Origin of the sequence: Lentzea pudingi (assembly GCF_014646255.1) — a bacterium.
GTDB lineage: Bacteria > Actinomycetota > Actinomycetes > Mycobacteriales > Pseudonocardiaceae > Lentzea > Lentzea pudingi.
On sequence record NZ_BMNC01000005.1, the window covers coordinates 310,351 to 330,880 of the forward strand.

The window sequence follows — 20,530 nt, forward strand, 5'->3', positions numbered from 1 at the left end:
CAGAGTACCTGACCAGGTGAAACGCGTGACCCAGCTCACTGACCCAACCGCTGAGCGCGCAACTGCGCCCGTTCAACGCGCCACACGTGCCTGGACCAGACGAAACGGGCTACACAATGACAGCCGTGTAACCGACCTCCCAACATTGGTCTGAACCTTTTGAGGGAGGAGCCTGTTGGAAGTGAGCTGGCTCGCACTACGGTCAGTACCCGCATCCCCAACCGGTCTGGACATTCCAGGAGGTCTCGCACCATGACCCAGTCGCCAGGCCAGGGCAACGCCCTGGACAACCTGCTCACGGAGAGCAGGACGTTCCCGCCTTCCGAAGAGTTCGCGGCACAGGCGAACGCACAGCCCGCGCTGTACGAGGAGGCGAAGGCCGACCGCGAGGCGTTCTGGGCGAAGCAGGCGGAACGGCTGCACTGGGAAACCAAGTGGGACCAGGTGCTCGACTGGTCCGGCGCGCCGTTCGCGAAGTGGTTCGTCGGCGGCAAGCTCAACGTGGCCTACAACTGCGTGGACCGCCACGTCGAGTCCGGCCACGGCGACCAGGTCGCCATCCACTGGGAGGGCGAGCCCGGCGACAGCCGCGCCATCACCTACGCCGAGCTGCAGCGCGAGGTCTCCAAGGCCGCGAACGCGTTGACGTCGCTGGGAATCGGTGCCGAGGACCGCGTCGCGATCTACATGCCGATGGTCCCCGAGGCGATCTTCGCGATGCTCGCCTGCGCCCGTGTCGGCGCGATGCACAGCGTCGTGTTCGGCGGGTTCTCCGCCGAGGCGCTGCGCACCCGCATCGAGGACTCCTCGTGCCGCCTCGTGATCACGACCGACGGCCAGTACCGCCGCGGCAACCCGGCGCCGCTCAAGCCCGCCGTGGACGAGGCCGTCGCCGGCGCGCCGTCGGTGGAAAAGGTCATCGTCGTCAAGCGCACCGACACCGAGGTCGCGTGGACGGACAAGGACGTGTGGTGGCACGAGCTGGTGGACTCGCAGTCCGACCAGCACACCCCCGAGGCGTTCGACTCGGAGCACCCGCTCTTCATCCTCTACACCTCGGGCACCACGGGTAAGCCGAAGGGCATCCTGCACACGTCCGGCGGCTACCTCACGCAGGCGTCGTACACGCACAACCACGTGTTCGACCTCAAGCCGGACACCGACGTGTACTGGTGCACCGCGGACATCGGCTGGGTCACCGGCCACAGCTACATCGTCTACGGCCCGCTGTCGAACCGCGTGACGCAGGTCGTCTACGAAGGCACGCCGAACACCCCGAACGAGGGCCGGCACTGGGACATCGTGCAGAAGTACGGCGTCTCGATCTACTACACGGCGCCGACGCTGATCCGCACCTTCATGAAGTGGGGCGCGGACATCCCGGCGAAGTACGACCTGTCCTCGCTGCGGGTGCTGGGTTCGGTCGGCGAGCCGATCAACCCCGAGGCGTGGATCTGGTACCGCGAGAACATCGGCGGCGGCAAGGCCCCGATCGTCGACACGTGGTGGCAGACCGAGACCGGCGCGATCATGATCTCGCCGCTGCCCGGCGTCGTCTCGACCAAGCCCGGTTCGGCGCAGCGGCCGCTGCCCGGCATCGGTGCGAAGGTCGTCAACGACGAGGGCGTCGAGGTGCCGCACGGTGGCGGTGGCTACCTGGTGCTCGACGAGCCGTGGCCGTCGATGCTGCGCGGCATCTGGGGCGACGAGGAGCGCTACCGCGACACGTACTGGTCGCGGTTCTCCGACCAGGGCTTCTACTTCGCCGGTGACGGTGCGAAGTACGACAACGACGGCGACATCTGGCTGCTCGGCCGCGTCGACGACGTGATGAACGTGTCCGGGCACCGCATCTCGACCACCGAGGTCGAGTCGGCGCTCGTGTCGCACCCGACCGTGGCCGAGGCCGCCGTCGTCGGCGCGTCCGACGAGACGACCGGCCAGGGCATCGTGGCGTTCGTGATCCTGCGCGGTGGCGCGGGTGCCGACGCCGGTGGCGCGGACGCAATCAAGGCGCTGCGCGACCACGTCGCGAAGGAGATCGGCCCGATCGCGAAGCCGCGGCAGATCATGGTCGTGCCGGAGCTGCCGAAGACGCGCTCGGGCAAGATCATGCGCCGCCTGCTGCGCGACGTCGCCGAGAACCGCACGGTCGGCGACGTGACGACGCTGGCCGACTCGTCGGTCATGGACCTGATCTCGGCGGGTCTGCAGTCGGGCAAGGCCGAGGACTGATTTCCGCGTCAAACGTGACGGGCGTCCTCACCTGAGGGCGCCCGTTCGCGTTAAGATCACATCCAGGTGAGCCGGGAAGTCTGGTCGGCACGAGTATTCGTGTACCTGTCGACCGCCCTGGGAGCCCTGTGTCCGCCAAGATCGCTGACTTCGCCCGTTACCTCCGCACCGAGACCGTCGGTGGCATGGTGCTGCTCGGCGCCACGGCCGTCGCACTGGTGTGGGCCAACTCGCCTCTTTCTCCCGCGTACTTCGGCCTGAGGGATCTTCACCTCGGACCGTTGAGCATCGGCGACTGGGCCAAGGACGGGCTGCTGGCGATCTTCTTCTTCGTCGCGGGGCTCGAACTGAAGCGCGAGCTCGTGGTCGGCGAGCTCTCGAACTTCAAGGCCGCGGTCCTGCCGATCATCGCCGCGATCGGCGGCATGATCGTGCCCGCGCTTTTCGCGCTGGGAATCGGCTGGGGGCAGCCGGGGATCGAGAAGGCGTGGGCCATTCCGGTCGCTACGGACATCGCGTTCGCGCTCGGGGTGCTGGCGCTGACGGCGTCCGGGCTGCCGTCGAGCCTGCGGGTGTTCCTGCTCAGCCTGGCCGTGGTGGACGACCTGGGGGCGATCGTCGTGATCGCGATCCTGTTCACGGCGAAGTTCAACCTGCTCGCGGCGGGCGCGGTCGTGCTGCTGCTGGCGCTGTACTGGTTCCTGCAGCACAAGCGGATCACCAGCGCCTGGATCTACGTCCCGATCGCACTCGCCACCTGGTGGTTCATGCACGAGTCGGGCGTCCACGCCACGATCGCGGGCGTCGCGCTGGCGTTGCTGACGCGGGTGAGGCGCGACCCGTACGAGCAGGACGCTCCGGCGGTCAGGCTGGAGCACCGGCTGCAGCCCTGGTCGGCCGGAGTGGCGGTGCCGGTGTTCGCGCTCTTCGCGGCGGGTGTGCCGGTGGGTGCGGAGGCGTTGGGGAAGCTCTTCGACGACAAGATCGCGATCGGCGTGATGGTGGGTCTGGTCGTCGGCAAGGTGGTCGGGATCGTCGGGGCGTCGGCGCTCGCCGTGTGGTTCAAGGCGGCGGTGTGGCCGTCCGGGGCGGGGCCGCGCGACATCGTGGCGGTGGCGACGCTGGGCGGCGTCGGGTTCACCGTCAGCCTGCTGATCGCGGACCTCTCGCTCGACGAACCGGAGACCGCGAAGGCGGCCGTTCTGCTCGCTTCGATGATCGCGTCGCTGCTCGCCGCGGTGTTGCTCATTCGTCGCAGCCGGGCGCATGGCACCATGTCCGGGTGACCACCAGGGAGCACATCGCGTCGATTCCGCTGACCGCAGACGACCCCACCGCCGAGGCCTCGATCGGCGGCCTCGTGCGCGACGCGACCGCGCACGTGTCGACCTTGGTCAGAGCAGAGGTCGAGCTCGCCAAGGGCGAGATCAAGGCCGAGATCAAGAAGGGCGTGAAGGGCAGCGTCTTCTTCATCGTCGCGCTGACGATCCTGTGCTTCAGCCTGTTCTTCCTGTTCATGGCGCTCGGCTTCGGTTTCGCCGAGTGGTTCGGGTGGGGCTACTGGGCGGGCTTCGGGCTCGTGTTCGGCGTGATGCTGCTGACCGCCGTCCTGTTCGCCTTCCTCGGCTACCGCAAGGTCAAGAAGATCAGGGCACCCGAGAAGTCGATCGCGGCCGCGAAGGACACGGTCGCGGCCCTCACGCGCAGGGGCGACGACAACTGAGCCGCAAACCCGACCCGTCCGTCGTGCGGGTCGCAGGGCCGTGGACGCACCGCGACGTCTCGGCCAACGGAATCCGCCTGCACGTCGCCGAGCTGGGCGAGGGCCCGCTCGTGCTGCTGCTGCACGGGTTCCCCGAGTTCTGGTGGTCGTGGCGGCACCAGCTGACCGCACTGGCCGAGGCCGGCTATCGCGCCGTGGCCGTCGACCTGCGCGGCTACGGCGACTCGGACAAACCCCCGCGCGGCTACGACGGCTTCACACTCGCGGGTGACGTCGCGGGCCTGATCAAGGCACTCGGCGCCCAGCGCGCGCACCTCGTGGGTCACGCGTGGGGCGGCGCCACGGCGTGGACGGTCGGCGCCATGCATCCGCGCGTGGTCTCGTCGATCTCCGTGCTGTCCGCACCGCACCCGCTGGTGACGCGCCGGACGTTCCGCAGGCATCCGCGGACGAACTCGCACGTGCTGCGCTTCCAGCTGCCGATCTACCCGGAACGCTGGCTGACCGGCGAGAACGGCCTGCAGGTCGCCAAGCTGCTGTCCGCGTGGTCCGGCCCGAAGTGGCGCTCCGCGCCCGAGTTCGACGAGGTCATCCGCCGCTGCCGGCAGGCGATGACGGTGCCGGGTGTGGCCCACAGCGCGCTGGAGTACTACCGCTGGGCGGTGCGCTCACAGCTGCGCAGCGACGGCCGTCGGTTCGCCGAGGCCGTCGACAAGCCGATGCAGGTGCCGGTGCTGCAGATCCACGGCTCGCTGGACCCGATCGTCCGGGAGTCCGCCGCGCGTGACTCGCTGCCGTGGCTCGGGCCGGAGTCCGACTTCCGCTACCTGCCCGAGGTGGGGCACTTCCCGAACCAGGAAGCGCCGCACACCACGAGCAGGCTGATCACCGAGTTCCTGCAGAAGCTGAGCTGAACGCCGCTTCGAGCGCGGCCCGCGGATCGTCCGGCAAGTCGGCCGAGCGCCAGGCGATGTAGCCGTCCGGCCTGATCAGCGACGCGCCCTTGGCGGACAGCCCGAAGAGCTCCAGCTGCTCGACCCGTTCGTACCGCACGGCCAGGTCCGCCGTCGCCTCCTCCCACTGCGGGTGGTCGGCGACGAGCACCCAGCCGCGCTGGAACAGGTCCAAAGTGGACTTGCCCGGCTCGATCCACGCGTGCGGGGCACGTGTGCCCGGCTGGCCGTTCCACTGCTCGGGGAGCTGTGCGGGCGGCAGGTCCTGGCCGGCGCCGAGCACCGCCGCCGAGCGGTAGAGGACGCCGTAGTGCATCGCGTTGTTGTCGATCAGCGGCCCGTCCTCCAGTTCACCGTCGCGGTTGTGGCCGTCGTTGCGGGCGAAGATCTGCTGGTGGCAGAGCAGGGCGACCGGGCGCCGTTCGGCGTCGTAGGTGTCCAGGAGGGACGGTCGCGACTCGCCGCCGAGCACGGCCGCGAGCTTCCACGCGAGGTTGTGCGCGTCCTCGATGCCGACGTTCGCCCCGAACCCGCCGCGGCTCGGCGGCAACGTGTGCGCGGCGTCGCCGGCCAGGAAGACCCGGCCCTGCGAGAACCGGTCGGCGACCGCGGCCGAGATCGTCCAGCGGCCCGTTGTGATGATCTCGATCTCCAGGTCGTCGCGGCCGATCGCCTGGACGATCTTCTCCCGCAGTTCGGGCTCGGTGTACTCGCGGTCGTCGAGCATCAGGACCCAGCGGCCGTCGCCGTAGGTGGTCAGGAAGCCGACGCCGTCGACGATGAACTGGCCGATGCCGTCCTTGAGGTACTCTTCGAGCGGCGCGCGGAACAGCACGCTGCGCGAGGTGTGCATGTACCCGCGGCCGCTGCGGGTGATGCCGAGCTGTTCCCGGACCGGGCTGCGGTGGCCGTCGGCCGCGACCAGGTAGTCGGCGCGGATCTCGTACGGCTCGCCGTCGCCCTGCACGAGCGCCGTGACGCCGTCGTCGTCCTGCGCGAACTCCAGCATCCGGGTGCTCATGCGGATGTCCGCGCCGAGCTCACGGGCCTTGTCTCGCAGGAGCGGTTCCATCCTGTCCTGGGCCACGCCGACGCCGGTCGACGGCGAGTACTCCGTGGCCGAGACCTCGGAGGGCGGCGTCCAGAACGTCTCCTCGAACCGTTCCCCGACGAGGCTCGCCACCCGGACCCGCCGGATGCCGAACCCCTTCGCCATCCGGCTCGCCGGCAGTTCCGCTTCCAGCCCGACGGCACGCAGCATCTCGCCCGTCCGCGCCGTGAACCCGACCGCCCGCGGGTGCGGTGAGCTGCCCGGATGCTTCTCCACCAGCACCACGTCCACCCCGCGCCACGCCAGGAACAAGGCGGCCGACGTCCCCGCCAGCCCTCCCCCGACCACCAACACCGAAGTCCTCATCACTTACCTCCCAATACGCTGTATTGCTCAATACAATGTATCGAGATGAGACGCTGTATTGTCCAGTCCGATGTCGAAAGAAGCCGTGTGGGACCGCCCAGAGCCGCCCAGCAAGCCGTCCCCGACCCCGCTGAGCAGGGAACTGATCGTGGGTGCCGCGATCAGGCTCGCCGACGAGGGCGGCCTCGACGAGGTGTCGTTCCGCAAGGTCGCCGCCGCCCTGAACGCCGGCCCGATGCGCCTGTACGGCTACGTCGAGACCAAGGACGAGCTGCTCGACCTCATGGTCGACGAGGTCTACGGCGAGATCACGCCACCGGGGAAGTCAGCGGACTGGCGCGAGGGACTGCGGCACGTCGCCCACGGCATCCGGGACGCGGCGAAGCGGCACGAGTGGTTCATCGACCTGCTGAGCAACCGCCCGCACCAGGGCCCGCACGCGCTCACCCACATGGAGACCACGCTCGCCGCTGTCCGATTCGCGAACATCGACCAGGTGCTCGACGTGGTCGGCGCGGTGATGGCGTACGTCTTCGGGGCCGTCCGCGGCGAGATCACCGAGCTGCGCGCGGAGCGCTCGTCGGGCATGACCGAGGAGCAGTGGCAGCGCGCGTCCGGCCCGTACATGCAGCGGATGCTCGCCACCGGCCGGTTCCCGACGCTGGCCAGGGTCATGCACGAGTCCAGCGACCGCGACTCCGCGGCGAGGTTCGAGACGGGCCTCGACTACGTCCTCGACGGCGTCGCGGCCCGTCATTCCCTCTAGCTGGCGCAGCCCTGGGTGGAGGCACGGCGGGTCAGCGTCGGCGCCTTCTGCACCATCGCCTGCACCTGCTGGGCCGTGAGCACGAAGCCCGTCTCCGGGTCGTCGACCGCGGCGCCGAAGACCACGCCCATCACCCGGCCGTTCGGGTCGACCAGCGGGCCGCCCGAGTTTCCGGAGCGGACCTCGGCGCGCACCGTGTAGACGTCGCGCGTGACCGTCTGGGCGTCGTAGATGTCCGGACCGCGCAAGAGCGGGATGCGCTCGCGGACACGGGCCGGCGATGCCTTGTACGGGCCGTCGAGCGGGTAGCCGAGCACGATGCCGTCCTCGCCCGGCTGCACCTCGTCCGAGCGGAACTGCAGCGGCGTGGCCTCCAGGTCCGGCACCGCGAGCACGGCGATGTCCGTGCGCGGATCGTAGGAGACGACCGTCGCGTCGAACTGGCCGCGGCCTACCTCGACCGTCACCTCGTTCGTGCCGGCGACGACGTGCGCGTTGGTCATGACCCGCTCCGGCGCGATGACGAAACCGGTGCCTTCCAGGGCGCGCGAGCACGACGGCGCCCGGCCGCGGACCTTCAGCACCGAAGCTTGCAGCCGCTTCGCGACCGGGGACTCCGCGAGCTGGTTGTTCGGCGGCTCGACGTCCTTGAGCGGCGTGCGGTTGAACGGGTCCATCGCCTGCGGGAAGCCGGAGACGTCGAAGAGCTTCTGCAGGTCGTTCGACAGGACCCTGGCGGCCTGCGGCATGGTGTCGTTGACCTTGCCGAGGATCACCGACTGGTTGAGCGACGACGTGAGGTTCGGCAGGCCGACGACCGAGGTCAGCGGCAGGGCGATCATCCACGCCACGATGAACACGACCATGCCCTGCACGATCGCGCCCAGGGCGTTGTCCGCGCCCTTGAGCGGCGACGCGTTGACTCTGGCCTTGATCGTCCGGCCGATGTAGACGCCGATCGTCTCGCCGAGCGCCACGAGCAGCACGACGATGCCGACCGCGAACACGACCTTGGTGACGACGTTCTCGAACTGGGAGACGAGCAGCGGTGCGATCTGCGTGCCCAGGACCAGGCCGACGAGCACGCCGACGAACGCGGGCAGCGCGACGACCATGCCCTGCCTGGCCCCGGAGACCGCGGCGATCGCGGCAAGGCCCAGCACCAGCAGGTCAACCCAGTTCAACCCGAAACCTCCGCCTCACTGTGTAGCGCGCAACGCTAGTTCAAGGTCACGCACATCGGTCGCATCCCACGGCTGTTCCCAGCCGCCGAGTGCGATCAGGCCGTTGATCAACCCCGCGGTGAAGCCCCACACCAGCATGCCCGGCGCGGAGAAGGCCGCTCCGACGTAGCCCGCGGGGTGGCGCACCCGGAACCTGTTGGCAGGATCGGCGAGGTGCGCGACCGGCACCCGCGCGACCGCGGCGGTCTCCGCCAGGTCGACAGGTGCGACGGGGCTCGGCTGTTCCCAGTAGGCGAGCACGGGCGTGACCACGAACCCCGACACCGGCACGTACAGCTCCGGCAGCGTCGCCAGTGGTCTCACTCCTGACTCAAGTACACCGGTCTCCTCGTAAGCCTCGCGTAATGCCGTGCCCACCGGCCCGTCGTCCGTGTCGTCCTGCGCCCCGCCGGGGAACGCGACCTGGCCTGGGTGCGAGCCCAGCGTGTCCGAACGGCGCAGCAGCAAGATGTCCGGCCCGTGCTGCTCGGACTCGCCGAACAGCATGAGCACGGCCGCCTTGCGCACGCCTTCCTCCGGCGCCCGCGGGACCCGCATGAACGTGGTCGCGTCGATCTCCTCGGTGGCCTTGGCCAGGCGCTGCATCCAGTCGGGTGGCTCTGCCGCCTCCGTCATCGAACCGCCTTCTCCACCTGTTCCGGCGCGGTGAAGTACGGCGGATCGGTGATCTGCCGGACTTGACCGTCCGCTGTTACGTAATACGTAGCGGGAAGCGTCATCGGCGCCTTGACCGTCCTGCGCAGCTCGTCGGCGACGTCGTGGACGGACGGCAGTCGCACGCCGAGCCGGGCGAGCAGCTCCAGGCCGTCCGCCTCCCTGCTCTCCACGAGAACCGGGACGACCGGCACGGCACCTGGTCGCTTCGCGTAGGAATCCAGCACGGGCAGCTCCTCCTGGCACGGCTGGCACCAGGTCGCCCAGAAGTTGATCAGGAGTGGGCCCTTCAGCGCGACGGCCGTCCGGGTGCCGTCACCCAGGCACGTCACGCCGACGCCTTCTTGCGCCCCCTGCACGCACGGCCGGAGCTGGGCCTGCGCGCGCAACGCGGCCATGTCCTGCGTCGGGCGGGTGGACGTGGGTGGTGGCCCCGGTGATTCGTCACGGGGCCACAGCGCCACGACACCCGCCACGCCGAGGACGAGCACGACGGCGAGCCAGCGCGTGCGGTTGTTCACCCGACCAGTTTGTCACCGGCCCGGACCCGCTCGGCGAGCTCGATCAGGTGGGGCTTCTCGTCGCCCTTCACGAGCTTGGCCGCCTTGTCCGGATCCTCCGGGCCGAGGCCGTACGACGGGCAGTCCTTCATCAGCAGGCAGGCGCCGCACGCAGGGGTTTTGGCGTGGCAGACGCGGCGGCCGTGGAAGACGATCCAGTGCGAGGCCATCGTCCAGTCGCGCTTCTCGATCAGCTCGCCGATGGCGTGCTCGACCTTCACGGCGTCTTCGAGCTCGGTCCAGCCCCAGCGGCGGACGAGACGACCGAAGTGGGTGTCGACTGTGATGCCGGGCACATCGAACGCGTTGCCGAGAACCACGTTGGCCGTCTTGCGTCCTACACCGGGGAGCTTGACCAGCTCCTCCATGTTGCCCGGCACCACCCCGTCGTGCTGCTCCACGAGAGCGGCACCGAGACCCAGCAGAGACGTTGCCTTGTTCCGGAAGAAACCGGTGGGGCGGAGCATCTCTTCGAGTTCCGTCCGGTCGGCGCCGGCGTAGTCGGCGGCCGTCGGGTACTTCGCGAAGAGGGCGGGGGTGACCTCGTTGACCTTCTTGTCGGTGCACTGCGCGGACAGGATGACCGCCACGACGAGCTCGAGCGGAGTGGTGAAGTCCAGCTCGCAGTGCGCGTCGGGGTATCCCTCGGCCAGCACGCGGACCATCCGGCGGGCCCTTCGGGTCAGGCCGAGCTTGGTTTCCGGTTTCTTGGTTGCGGGCACTGATCCAGAGTAGTCAACACGCCGGAACCGACCCCTAGATCCGCACTCGAATCCCTCATGCGCCACACTTCGGAGCATCATGACTGCCTGGCTTGTGATCGTCGTTCCGATCGTGATCATGTTCTTCGCGCTCTTCATGGAGCGCGTGGAAGCGAAGCTCCGGCACGTTGCCGTGCAGGAGAACGAGGTCGAGGAGTTCCTGGAGTCCGCCAGGCCCGAAGAGGTCAAGGCGCTCTACGGACACGGCATCGGTCGCGCGCTCGACATGTTCCGCCTCCGTCGCCGCGGCCGTGGTGGTGCGCGCAAGCGCGTCCGCTGATGGCGTGGTGCTGACCGACACCCAAATGGCGTAGGCTGGCTCGTTGGGCTCTGGATCGAGCCAGCCGGGTTGTTCCTAGTAAGACGGCGAGCCGAGCGGCGATCCACAAGAGAGCCCTTAGACTGCAACGCAGTGATCGGCGGCACGGCGCTGACTCCACCAAAGATGGTGGTAGGCGTGCCGTCGCGTCGATTAGGAGGGACGAGGTGGACGAGACCCTGGCGCGAGCGGGCATCTTCCAAGGGGTGGACCCAGCAGCTGCAGAGGCGCTGGCGACGACCCTTGAGACGGTGGAGTTCCCGCGTGGCCATGTCATCTTCGCGGAGGGTGAGCCGGGCGATCGCCTGTACATCATCCAGTCCGGCAAGGTGAAGATCGGCCGCAAGTCGCCGGACGGCCGCGAGAACCTGTTGGGGATCTTCGGACCTTCCGACATGTTCGGCGAACTGTCCATTTTCGATCCTGGCCCCCGCACGTCGACCGCGACGACGGTGACCGAGGTGCGCGCGGTGTCCATGGACCGCCCCGCGCTCCGGCAGTGGATCACCAACCGGCCGGAGATCGCCGAGCAGCTGCTGAGGGCCCTGGCCCGCAGGCTGCGCCGGACGAACTCCATGCTGGCCGACCTGATCTTCACGGACGTGCCCGGCCGCGTCGCCAAGGCGTTGCTGCAGCTCGCGCAGCGCTTCGGCTCGCAGGAGGCCGGTCTGCTCCGCGTCACGCACGACCTGACGCAGGAGGAGATCGCCCAGTTCGTCGGCGCGTCCCGCGAGACCGTGAACAAGGCTCTGGCCGACTTCGCGCACCGCGGCTGGCTGCGGCTCGAAGGCAAGAGCGTGCTGATCCTGGACCCGGAGCGCCTCGCGCGCCGCGCCCGCTAGCCGGTGACCCGCCGGTCGTCCGCCCCGTCTCTGCGTCGGGCCGACGGCCGGCGAACACCGCTCTTCACGCACAAAGGACCGGGCGCCACCCCCGACGTGGCGCACCGGTCCTTTGTGGTGCACGGCCCATCCCCCGACGAACCGTGCCTTCCCTTCCTCTGGCGCGCAGGCCCCGACCCTCTGGCCAGAGGTTGGTCTCTCGATCGACGAGTCAACTTTCGCATGTCAGCACCCCGGCTGCTCAAGCCCTTTCACCCTCAAGGACCTCGGGTGTGGCTGATTCGTTGCATGTTTCACCCGGTCATCCCATTCCTGTGACCCAATCGCAACCATCGTGACCCTGCGCACCCGATCTGGTACATCCGTACCAACTTTGGCATACTGGTACACATGTCCCACTCCGCTCGTCTCTCCGACTACCGTGCTGCCCTGACGACTCCCGGCATGCGCGGCCCCGTGGTCGCGTCTCTGCTCGCCCGCCTGCCCATCGCGATGGTCGGGCTCTCGCTGCTGCTCTACGTCGAGCGCGCGACGGGGTCGTTCGCGGTCGCCGGCATGGTCTCGGCGGCGGCACTGGTGGGCGTGGCACTCGGGTCCGTCGTCCAGGGCCGGTTGATGGACCGCTTCGGACCCACCCGCCCCCTGGCCTGGGTGATCGGGATGTTCGCCTTCTTCGTCACCGTGTCCGTGCTCGCCGTCGAGGCGGGCGCGTCGGTGTTCCTGCTGGTCCCGCTGGCCCTCGGCGTCGGCATGACCGAGCCGATGGTGGGCTCGGCGTCGCGTGCGCTGTGGGAGCGGATGGTCCCGGCCGGCCCGACGCGGATGGCGGGCTACGCCTACGAGGCGATCAGCATGGAGGTCTTCTTCATCCTCGGACCGGGTCTCGCCGGCCTGCTGCTGGCCGCACCGTGGGCGGGCACCGGCGTCGTCGTCGGCGCCGTGCTGATGGTCGTCGGCGCGCTGTGGTTCGCGTTCAACCCCGTCGTGCGCGCGTGGGGCCCGGTCGAACAGGCACCGCGTCCGTTGCTCGGCGCGTTCGCCTACCCCGGCATGCGCACGGTGGCGCTGGCCGCACTCGGCTTCGGTGTGACGATCGGCTTCGTCGAGGTGGCCGTGCCGGCGTTCGCGAAGGCCGCGGGCCACGCCTCGATGGGCGGCCTGATGCTGTCGCTGTGGTCGATCAGCTCGGTGGTCTTCGGCGTGCTCTACGGCATGCGCCCGTGGCCGCGCCCGATGCACCTGCGCCTGCCGGTGCTGCTGGGCGGCTTCGCGCTGCTGGCGTTCCTGCTCGCGATCCCGGCCACGCTGATCGGCCTCGCCGTAGCGCTGTTCCTCGTCGGCACGCTGATCACGCCGCAGTCGACCGCGCACTCGGCGGCGATCGAGCAGGTCACGCCGAACGGCATGGCCGCGGAGGCGTTCGGCTGGGTGATCACCTCGGTGACCGTCGGCCTCGCCATCGGGCAGGGCCTGTCCGGCCAGCTGATCGAGCACTTCGGCACGCGGCCCGCGTTCATCGCGTCGGGCGTCGCCGGGTTGCTGATCGCGCTGGCGGTCTGGCTGCTGCGCGGCACGGTGCAGCGCGGTGTGCCCGCCGAGGTGCCGGCGCGTTCCGAGATGGAGCTCGCTTCGCGCTAGAGACGTGACGTGGGAGGCCGGCCTGGAGTGGGCCGGCCTTTCGCGTTCTTCGGGCTTGGCGGTTGACGCCTCGCGCTGAGGACGAACGAGGCGGAAGGCCGGTCCGGCGCGGGCCGGCCTTCCACGCTTCTCAGACCACAGGACGAGGTGCGTGACGGCACGAGACGACCTGGGTGGGTTCGGTCCGGCGGACCTGAACCTGTTGAGTCCCAGGCAGTTCCGCGGTCCGCCCCTTCTCAGGCCACCGAACGCATCGGCACCACGAGGTAGGTGAGTTCGACGCCGTCCTCGAGCGGTGGCGACGTCAGCACCGTCGAGCGCAGGCCGTCCTGGATCTTCAGCTCGATCCGCCTGCCCGCGAACGCCTTCAGCGCGTCCGCGAGGTAGCGGGCCTGGAACGTCTTGGTCAGGCGGTCGCCCTCGACCGTGGCCTTGACGAACTCCTCCGACTCGCCCTGCTGCGGGTCGCTGCCCTTGACCCTGACCTCCGAGTCCTCGACCTGGATGGTCACGGCCTGGTGCGGGCCGCCGTAGGGCGTGGCTCTGCGGACGGCGCGTGCCAACGCGTCTGCGTCCACGAGCACCGTGCTGTCGATGACTGCCTCCAGGAGTCGGCGCGCCCGGTCGTCCGGGAACGGAGCGGCCAGCAGTGCGGTGGAGATCGAGTTGTGGCCCCAGGCGAGGCCGATGCGGTCCTCGTTCGCGTGCAGGGCGACACGGCCTTCGGCCTGCCGGGCTGCTTCGACGAGCGCCTTCGCAGGTACCAACAGGTCCAGTTGACCTTGTTGTTCCCACGGCAGTGTGGCGTACGCCATGCGGTAGCGATCAGTGGCCATGACGTGCAGCTTCTGCTCGTCGGACTGGATGCGGATGCCGGTGAAGATCGGCAGCGCGTCGTCCTTGCTCGCCGCTCCCGCCACCGCCGCGATCAGCCTGAGCTTCGCGGCGTCGACGTGCCCCTGCAGCCGCGGCAGCTCCGGGATGCCGGGGTGGTGGGGGAGGTCCAGCAACGGGATCGCGAACCTCGAGCTCGGCGTGCGGATCGCGAGCCGCTGGCCCTCGACCTTGAGCCGCACCTGCGGGTCGTCGAGCGCCTGGAGGGTCGCGGCCAGCGGCTTCGCCGGCACGAGCACCTCGCCCTCGGTGTGCACCGTCGCGGTGATGCTCAGGCGCACGCCGTGCTCCTGGTCGCTGCCCGCGATCTCGACGTCCGTGCCCGCGCGGAGCCTGACGCCCGCCAGCACCGGGTCGAGCACCCTGGTCGGCAGCAGCCGCGCCACCTCGGCGGCGGCACCGGCGAGCTCGGCTGTCGTGGCGGTGAGGTCCATGGTTCTGGACGCTAGCGGGCACCCCTGACAATTTTGGACGGTCAGCGAGGGGGTGGGGTCGTGGAGTGCCTGATCTGCGCCAAGCACGACGGCGACGGGCCGCTGGCCGGGCCGGTGGTGTTCGCGGACGAGCTGGTCGTCGTGTCGCACCGGACCGGTGGCGCGCTGGGCTACCTGTTCGTCGAAACGCGCCGCCACGTCGCCACCCTCGACGCGCTCACCGTCGCCGAAGCGGAGGCCGTGGCGCGGGCGGCACGGCTGGCGGCCGCGAGCCTGCGCGCCGAACTGGACCCCGAGTTCGTGTTCACGTTCGTCGCGGGACGGTCTCACGCCCACTTCCACCAGCACGTGTTCGCCCGGCATCGGGGGACACCGGACGAACTGCCGTGGCACGCCGAGTGGGCCGGAGCGCCCACGGGTGACGCGGCTGAGCTGTGCGCGAGGCTCAGCCCGTACTTCCCGCCTTGCTGCGCGCCAGGTCGATGATCCGCTGCAGGTGCAGCCCGCGCCGCACATCGCACTCGTGCGTGGTGGTGCCGCTGTGCACCATCGCCACGAAGTCGTCGAGCAGGTTCGTGAAGCACTCCAGCGCGGGGGTGTCGCGGTTCGTCAGGGTGCGGTGGCCGTTCACCCCGAACACCGTGAGGTCCGCGAACGCCGGCTGCAGCGGCAGCGACAGGCACAGCGAGACGGTGCTCGTGGCGCCGCCGGAGTGCTGCAGGATCAGCTGCCACAGCCCGGTGTCCGACACGTTCGCGGCCACGACGTCGGTGACCTCGCCCAGGGCGGCGTCGAGCAGGTCGAACGCGTGCGGGCCCACGTCGTCCAGCGCGCCCTTGTCGTGGCGCCACGGGGAGTTCGAGAACGGGCCGTCGAGCAGCGCGCCGGAGATCCAGCGGCTGTCCGCGCCGGTCCAGCCGCCCGTGCGGTGCAGCTGGGCCAGCATCTCCTTGGTCTCCGGGGCGTAGCGGCGGGTCAGCACGACCAGGGACGCGACGCCGGCCTCCGCGACGGCGCCGGCCAGTTCCGACGCCACCTCGACGGACTCCGCGATCGGCTTCTCCAGCACGAGGTGCTTGCCCGCGCGGGCCGCCTCGATCGCCATCGGGCCCTGCACGCCCGGCGGCACGCAGAACGCCACGGCGTCCACAGTGGACAGCATCGCGCGGTAGTCCTCGAACGGTTCCGCGCCGAAGGAACCGGCGAGTTCCGCCGCCGCGTCCGGACGCCGGGCCCACACGCCGGTGAGCCTCGTGCCGGGGTGGTTCGCGATTCCGGGGGCGTGGATCATCCGGGCCCACGGGCCGGCACCGACAAGTCCTACGCGCAGCTGTTCGTCCACTCGCCCATCCTGCCTCAGGAGTAACTGGCCTTGGGGACGAAGATCTCGCCGCCGTTGCCGAACTTCAGGCGCATGCCTTCGGGACCGGACTCCCGTCGCGGGTCGTGGTCCCACCCGGCGGGCACCGTCACGACGTGGCCGCGGTCCGGCGTCGGGCCGAGCCAGATCTCGTAGTGCGTACCGCCGACGAGCTGCTCGACCTTCTTCACGTACACGCCCGGCGCGTCCGAAGTCGGATCCACGCTGATCACGGTCGTGCGGTCGGGCACGAACATCACCACGCCCGCCACCGCCGTGAGCCCTGTGCCCAGCACGGCTCCCAGCAGGAACAGCAGGGTCTGCATCAGACAACCGGAGACCTTCGTCGCCATCACACCATCCTCGGGTTAGCGCGGTCGTACGCTCGGAGGATGCCCGACGACATGACCTTGCCGGGGAACCTGGTACCCGCGAAGCCGGTCTCCCAACCCGCCGAGGCCCGGGACGCGGTCACCGTGGTCCTGCTCCGCGACGGCGCCGAGGGCCTCGAAGCCTTCCTGCTGCGCCGCGTGAAGGGCATGGCGTTCGCGGGCGGCATGAGCGTCTTCCCCGGCGGGGGCGTGGATCGGCGCGACGCCGACACGTCCGTCGCGTGGGCCGGTCCGCCGCCGGAGTGGTGGGCCGAGATCTTCGACGTCGACGCGGGAACGGCGCGCGCGTTCGTGTGCGCCGCCGTGCGCGAGACGTTCGAGGAGTCCGGCGTGCTGCTCGCGGGCCCCGACGCCACGTCGGTCGTCGCGGACACGGCGGAGTACTCGCAGGCGCGGCAGCAACTCGTCGACCGCGACATCTCCCTGGCCCAGTTCCTGGCGGCCAACAACCTCGTGCTGCGCGCGGACCTCCTGCGACCGTGGGCGAACTGGGTGACGCCGTACGAGGAGCCCCGCCGCTACGACACCCGCTTCTTCGTCGCCGCACTGCCGCAGGGCCAGAACGCGGACGGCGAGACGACCGAGGCGTCCGACGCTTCCTGGCAGACGCCCGCAGAGGCTATTCAGGACGCGCAGGAGGGCCGCCGCATGCTCATGCCGCCCACCTGGCGCACGCTCGACGAGGTGGGTGCCCTGGGCAGCGTCGAGAAGGTCATGGCCGAGGAACGCAGCGTCGAGAAGATCATCCCCAAGCTGATCCGCGACGGCGACGTCATCCGGGTGGTGTTCCAGTGAGCGGCTCACCGCTGATCGGCGCCCGCGCGGAGCACCCGCGCTACGGCGAACTCCGCCAGGTCACACCGCACGCGGCCGTGCTGCTCGCGGACAACCCGTCGCCGATGACGCTCGACGGCACCAACACGTGGCTGCTCAAGGCCCCGGACGCGACGTCGTACGTCGTCGTCGACCCCGGCCCGCTCGACGACGCACACCTCAAGCGCATCGCTGCCGTCGGCCCGATCTCGGAGATCCTGCTGACCCACGGCCATCCCGACCACTCCGAGGGCGCGCGCCGGTTCGGAGAGCTCGTGAAGGCACCGGTGCGCGCACTCGACCCGACGTTCACGCACGGCTCAGAGGGCCTCACGGACGGCGCCGTGATCACCAGTTCCGGCCTGGAGCTCCGCGTCCTGGGCACGCCCGGCCACACCAGCGACTCGCTGTGCTTCGTGATCGACGGCGAGGCCGTGCTGACCGGGGACACCGTCCTGGGCCGCGGCACGACGATCGTCGCCCACCCGGACGGCAGGCTCGGCGACTACTTCGAGTCGTTGGAGCTGCTCGCCGAACTGCCGGAGGGCACCGCGGTGCTGCCCGGTCACGGCCCCGAGCTCGCCGACGCCGGAGAAGCCGCGCGCAGGTACCTGGCCCACCGCACGCAACGCCTGGAACAGGTCCGCAGGGCCGTCGAGCAGCTCGGCGGCGCACCGACGCCACGCCAGGTCGTCGAGGTCGTCTACGCGGACGTCGACAGGGTGCTGTGGCCCGCCGCCGAGTGGTCGGTGCGGGCCCAGCTCGAATACCTGCGGACCGGTTACTGAGGCTGGTGGCCGTTGTTCGAGGCCCCGAACGCCGACTGGCGCGACGACGAGCGGTCGATCTGCCAGCGGCCGCTGTCGGACCCCGGTGACCCGGTCTGCTCCCGCTGCGCCAGCTCCTCGTGCAGCTGCTGCAGCAGGGCCCGCTCGCGTTCGCTGAGGTTCGCGTCCACGGAGGACGGTTCACCGGCCGGCTCGGCGAGAGCGGCCTGCAGGGCCGCCAGCTCGTCGGGCTTGAGCTCGGTGGTGATCTCGGCGCGGTTGATCGGCACGGGCTCGGGCAGCACCTCGGGCTCGGGCTCCGCCGCGACCATCGGGAGGCGCTTGACGGGCTTGGGCGGGAAGGGCTGCGAGCCCTCCAGCGCCGTCGGTGTGGAACGTGTGCGTCGTGAGCCGGTCTCTTCCAGTTGCTCCGGCGCCGGTGTCGGCTCGGCCACCGGCGCCGGAGCGGGAAGCTCCTCGGCCGGCTGGTCGAACCAGGCCTGCTGCTGGGCGACGTGGTCGGCCATCGGCGACGCGGCCGGGGCACCGGAGATCGGCACCGCGCGCGACGACGTCACCGCGGCGGCGTGGTAGTCGCTGAGCTGCACGCCGGTCGTCATGACCTCGACGGCGGCACGGACGCCCGCCTTGCGCAGCACGGAGTCGACCCGGTAGGCGGTCGCGGGCGCGAAGCCCTGCGGACCGATGTCCACCAGCACCACTCGCTGCGGTAACGGACCCGGCGTGGATCCCGTCGGCGACGAACGCCAGACGCACCGCACCGCGCGGATGTCCGGCAGCACCGACACCGCACGCGTCAGGTCGGCGGCGATGTCCGAGGCCGGGTCGGTCTCGGAGGTGAAGCGGTGCCGGATGAACGGCAGCATCTCGACCACCGGCAGGCGGTCGGTCAGCGACGCGTCCGAGCGGACCTCGTGGAGGATCCACGTGATGGCGGCGCGCTCGTCCGGCAGCACCGGGATGCTGCCCGCGAGGAGCGTGCCGACGATCAGTTCGATCGAGCGGTCCAGTTCTCCGACCGCGAGGAACTCGCGGGCCTGCGACAGAGCGGCGTCGTCCACGCGCCCGGCCATCGACAGCAGGAGATCGTGGAGACGGACCGGCAGGCCGACACCGTCGTTCGTCACGTCAGTTCTCCTTAGCTCAGCACCAGGTGCTGATCGGACTCGGCGCCGGCGCACACCAGCTCCGATGCCGCCAGCGCCGCCCGGTGGTAGGGCGGCAGGTCCATGCCGGACGACACGACCTCGACACACGGGTCGTGCTCGCCCAACGCCCGCAGAACGCGCTGCAGCTCGCCGGTCAGCCGGGCGTGGCCGGTGCTGGCCGCCACCAGCAGGACGCGGTTGATCCCGGTGGGACCGATGCGCCAGCAGGAGCGAACTTCACCGACCCCGTGCCGGCCTCGCAGCGTGGCACCGAGGACGACGGTCGCGGAATCCCCCATCACCACCCGATCGGGTGATTCCGGGGAAAAGGTGTAGTCGGTGGCAGGCAGTTCGTCCAGTCCTTTGACCGAACTGAGGTATCCCGGTTCCGCCCCGTAGGGCACGAGCGCGTCCTGCAAAAGGCGCAGTTCGTGATCCGTCAGAGGGATGCGGCCGTGCAGAAGGGTGCGCGGCAACGAGCGCGCGAGCACCGCGTACGCGTCCGAGGCGGCCCAGTCCCGGTACCGCCACAGCAGGTCGTCCGGAAGGCGTCCGGCGAGCCGCAGCAGCAGTTCGTGGCACGTGTCCGACATGTCACACCCTTCAGCAAACGCCAGAGCCCGGAACTCAGACCTCGACGATCAGTTCGATCTCCACCGGAGCGCCGATCGGCAGCTCGGCCACGCCCACGGCGGACCGGGCGTGCTTGCCCTCGTCACCGAAGATCTCGCCGAGCAGCTCGGAGGCGCCGTTGATGACACCCGGCTGGCCGGTGAAGCCCTCGGCGGAGGCCACGAACCCGACAACTTTCACGACTCGCTTGATCGAGTCAATCCCCACGAGCGCGTGCACCGCCGCGAGAGCGTTGAGGATGCACGTCGCGGCGTACTGCTTCGCCTCCTCCGGGGAGACGTCGGCGCCGACCTTGCCGGTGGCGGACAGCTTGCCCTCGACGAACGGCAGCTGGCCGGACGTGAACACCCACGGACCGCTCTGCGTGGCGGGCACGTAGGCGGCGAGCGGGGCGGCGACGCCGGGCAGCTCGATGCCGAGCTCCTTCAGGCGGTTGCTCCAGGTGGTCATGCCTTCACCCGCTTCAGATACGCGACGTGCTGCTCACCGGTCGGGTTCGTCAGCACCGTGACCAGCTCCCAGCCGTCCTCGCCCCACTGGTCGAGGATCTGCTTCGTGGCGTGGATCAACAACGGCACGGTCGCGTACTCCCACTTCGTCATGCGCGGAGCCTAACTTGCCACCCAGGCGGCGCCTGCGCGGTTCCGCCGGTTGGAGCTACCTTGATCACATGGAGACCTGGCGGATCATCGCCACCGGCCTGTTCGCGGTGGGTGGGCTGGTGATGGTGCTCGTCGCCATGGCCCAGGTGCGTGACCGCAAGCACAGTCAGCGCACCCAGGTCTGGCAGGCCGGGCTCATCGGACTCGTGGTCGTGGTCATCCTCACGGCGAGCATCGCGCTGTGGTTGCCGTCGGTCGTGGCCTGGGCACTGGTCGCCGCCACCGCCATGGCAGTTCTCTTCCTCACCATGGTGGATTGACCGACCGATCCACCTCCGACCGGTTTCACACATA

Annotated in this window: 24 protein-coding genes; 12 read left to right on the plus strand and 12 right to left on the minus strand. The window is 69.9% G+C overall.

The window, feature by feature from the left end; genetic code table 11:
- The first annotated feature begins 252 nt into the window (after positions 1-252).
- The 4 genes from acs (at position 253) to IEY88_RS20390 (ending at position 4,872) form a co-directional block, all read left to right on the plus strand.
- Entirely contained in the window at positions 253-2,235 is a 1,983-nt protein-coding gene (gene acs, locus IEY88_RS20380; RefSeq protein ID WP_189156368.1) for an acetate--CoA ligase, read from the plus strand.
- Between the two features lie 128 nt (positions 2,236-2,363).
- On the plus strand, positions 2,364-3,521 hold the full coding sequence (nhaA, locus tag IEY88_RS20385) for a Na+/H+ antiporter NhaA (RefSeq protein ID WP_189156369.1): 1,158 nt from the start codon (positions 2,364-2,366) through the stop codon (positions 3,519-3,521).
- Positions 3,518-3,958 (plus strand): phage holin family protein, encoded by a 441-nt coding sequence (locus IEY88_RS44330; RefSeq protein WP_229693576.1) that lies wholly within the window; start codon positions 3,518-3,520, stop codon positions 3,956-3,958. Before nhaA ends, IEY88_RS44330 begins: the two co-directional genes overlap by 4 nt.
- Positions 3,955-4,872, plus strand: a complete 918-nt coding sequence (locus IEY88_RS20390; RefSeq protein WP_229693621.1) for an alpha/beta fold hydrolase — start codon at positions 3,955-3,957, stop codon at positions 4,870-4,872. The genes IEY88_RS44330 and IEY88_RS20390 overlap by 4 nt, the downstream gene beginning before the upstream one ends.
- On the opposite strand, the gene IEY88_RS20395 is transcribed toward IEY88_RS20390, so the two are convergent.
- Positions 4,844-6,328, minus strand: a complete 1,485-nt coding sequence (locus tag IEY88_RS20395) for an FAD-dependent oxidoreductase (protein ID WP_189156371.1) — start codon at positions 6,326-6,328, stop codon at positions 4,844-4,846. The two genes, IEY88_RS20390 and IEY88_RS20395, sit on opposite strands and share 29 nt — an antisense overlap.
- Before the next feature lie 70 nt (positions 6,329-6,398).
- Between IEY88_RS20395 and IEY88_RS20400 the strand changes: the two genes are divergently transcribed.
- On the plus strand, positions 6,399-7,094 hold the full coding sequence (locus tag IEY88_RS20400; RefSeq protein ID WP_189156372.1) for a TetR/AcrR family transcriptional regulator: 696 nt from the start codon (positions 6,399-6,401) through the stop codon (positions 7,092-7,094).
- On the opposite strand, the gene IEY88_RS20405 is transcribed toward IEY88_RS20400, so the two are convergent.
- The 4 genes from IEY88_RS20405 to nth are packed head-to-tail and all read right to left on the minus strand — an operon-like array spanning position 7,091 to position 10,217.
- Entirely contained in the window at positions 7,091-8,278 is a 1,188-nt protein-coding gene (locus tag IEY88_RS20405; protein WP_189156373.1) for a MarP family serine protease, read from the minus strand. The genes IEY88_RS20400 and IEY88_RS20405 overlap by 4 nt on opposite strands.
- Positions 8,279-8,293: 15 nt before the next feature.
- Positions 8,294-8,953, minus strand: coding sequence for an NUDIX hydrolase (locus IEY88_RS20410; RefSeq protein ID WP_189156374.1), 660 nt, complete (start codon positions 8,951-8,953; stop codon positions 8,294-8,296).
- Complete coding sequence (locus IEY88_RS20415) at positions 8,950-9,513, minus strand: TlpA family protein disulfide reductase (protein ID WP_189156375.1); 564 nt, start codon at positions 9,511-9,513, stop codon at positions 8,950-8,952. Before IEY88_RS20415 ends, IEY88_RS20410 begins: the two co-directional genes overlap by 4 nt.
- The gene (gene nth, locus IEY88_RS20420) at positions 9,510-10,217 is read right to left on the minus strand and encodes an endonuclease III (protein WP_229693622.1); all 708 of its coding nucleotides are present in this window, start codon (positions 10,215-10,217) and stop codon (positions 9,510-9,512) included. Before nth ends, IEY88_RS20415 begins: the two co-directional genes overlap by 4 nt.
- A 136-nt stretch (positions 10,218-10,353) precedes the next feature.
- On the opposite strand from nth, the gene IEY88_RS20425 reads away from it, so the two are divergent.
- From IEY88_RS20425 to IEY88_RS20435, 3 genes are all read left to right on the plus strand, one after another.
- Positions 10,354-10,593 (plus strand): hypothetical protein, encoded by a 240-nt coding sequence (locus IEY88_RS20425; protein WP_030477588.1) that lies wholly within the window; start codon positions 10,354-10,356, stop codon positions 10,591-10,593.
- Positions 10,594-10,799: 206 nt separating this feature from the next.
- Entirely contained in the window at positions 10,800-11,474 is a 675-nt protein-coding gene (locus IEY88_RS20430) for a Crp/Fnr family transcriptional regulator (RefSeq protein WP_030477589.1), read from the plus strand.
- Between the two features lie 390 nt (positions 11,475-11,864).
- Positions 11,865-13,112 (plus strand): MFS transporter, encoded by a 1,248-nt coding sequence (locus IEY88_RS20435; RefSeq protein ID WP_189156377.1) that lies wholly within the window; start codon positions 11,865-11,867, stop codon positions 13,110-13,112.
- A 236-nt stretch (positions 13,113-13,348) separates the two neighbouring features.
- On the opposite strand, the gene dnaN is transcribed toward IEY88_RS20435, so the two are convergent.
- Positions 13,349-14,440 (minus strand): DNA polymerase III subunit beta, encoded by a 1,092-nt coding sequence (gene dnaN, locus IEY88_RS20440; RefSeq protein WP_189156378.1) that lies wholly within the window; start codon positions 14,438-14,440, stop codon positions 13,349-13,351.
- A 60-nt stretch (positions 14,441-14,500) separates the two neighbouring features.
- On the opposite strand from dnaN, the gene IEY88_RS20445 reads away from it, so the two are divergent.
- Positions 14,501-14,926, plus strand: coding sequence for an HIT domain-containing protein (locus tag IEY88_RS20445; RefSeq protein WP_189156379.1), 426 nt, complete (start codon positions 14,501-14,503; stop codon positions 14,924-14,926).
- Here the strand turns inward: IEY88_RS20445 and IEY88_RS20450 are convergent.
- On the minus strand, positions 14,886-15,782 hold the full coding sequence (locus tag IEY88_RS20450) for a Gfo/Idh/MocA family protein (RefSeq protein WP_189156380.1): 897 nt from the start codon (positions 15,780-15,782) through the stop codon (positions 14,886-14,888). The genes IEY88_RS20445 and IEY88_RS20450 overlap by 41 nt on opposite strands.
- A 14-nt stretch (positions 15,783-15,796) precedes the next feature.
- Positions 15,797-16,153, minus strand: coding sequence for a hypothetical protein (locus IEY88_RS20455; RefSeq protein ID WP_189156381.1), 357 nt, complete (start codon positions 16,151-16,153; stop codon positions 15,797-15,799).
- Between the two features lie 39 nt (positions 16,154-16,192).
- Here IEY88_RS20455 and IEY88_RS20460 point away from each other — a divergent pair, with 39 nt between their 5' ends.
- Positions 16,193-16,987, plus strand: a complete 795-nt coding sequence (locus IEY88_RS20460; protein ID WP_189156382.1) for an NUDIX hydrolase — start codon at positions 16,193-16,195, stop codon at positions 16,985-16,987.
- Entirely contained in the window at positions 16,984-17,793 is an 810-nt protein-coding gene (locus IEY88_RS20465; protein WP_229693577.1) for an MBL fold metallo-hydrolase, read from the plus strand. The genes IEY88_RS20460 and IEY88_RS20465 overlap by 4 nt, the downstream gene beginning before the upstream one ends.
- On the opposite strand, the gene IEY88_RS20470 is transcribed toward IEY88_RS20465, so the two are convergent.
- From IEY88_RS20470 to sp36, 4 genes are read right to left on the minus strand one after another with little or no spacing between them, the layout of a single operon-like run.
- Positions 17,787-18,920, minus strand: coding sequence for a hypothetical protein (locus tag IEY88_RS20470; RefSeq protein WP_189156383.1), 1,134 nt, complete (start codon positions 18,918-18,920; stop codon positions 17,787-17,789). The genes IEY88_RS20465 and IEY88_RS20470 overlap by 7 nt on opposite strands.
- An 11-nt stretch (positions 18,921-18,931) precedes the next feature.
- Positions 18,932-19,534: a hypothetical protein gene (locus IEY88_RS20475; protein ID WP_189156384.1), complete on the minus strand. Its 603-nt coding sequence runs from the start codon at positions 19,532-19,534 to the stop codon at positions 18,932-18,934.
- Positions 19,535-19,568: 34 nt separating this feature from the next.
- Positions 19,569-20,024 (minus strand): RidA family protein, encoded by a 456-nt coding sequence (locus IEY88_RS20480; protein ID WP_189156385.1) that lies wholly within the window; start codon positions 20,022-20,024, stop codon positions 19,569-19,571.
- Positions 20,021-20,176 (minus strand): Sp36 family protein, encoded by a 156-nt coding sequence (gene sp36 / locus IEY88_RS20485; protein WP_086668176.1) that lies wholly within the window; start codon positions 20,174-20,176, stop codon positions 20,021-20,023. Before sp36 ends, IEY88_RS20480 begins: the two co-directional genes overlap by 4 nt.
- Positions 20,177-20,244: 68 nt before the next feature.
- Here sp36 and IEY88_RS20490 point away from each other — a divergent pair, with 68 nt between their 5' ends.
- Entirely contained in the window at positions 20,245-20,496 is a 252-nt protein-coding gene (locus tag IEY88_RS20490) for a hypothetical protein (protein ID WP_189156386.1), read from the plus strand.
- Positions 20,497-20,530 lie beyond the last annotated feature (34 nt).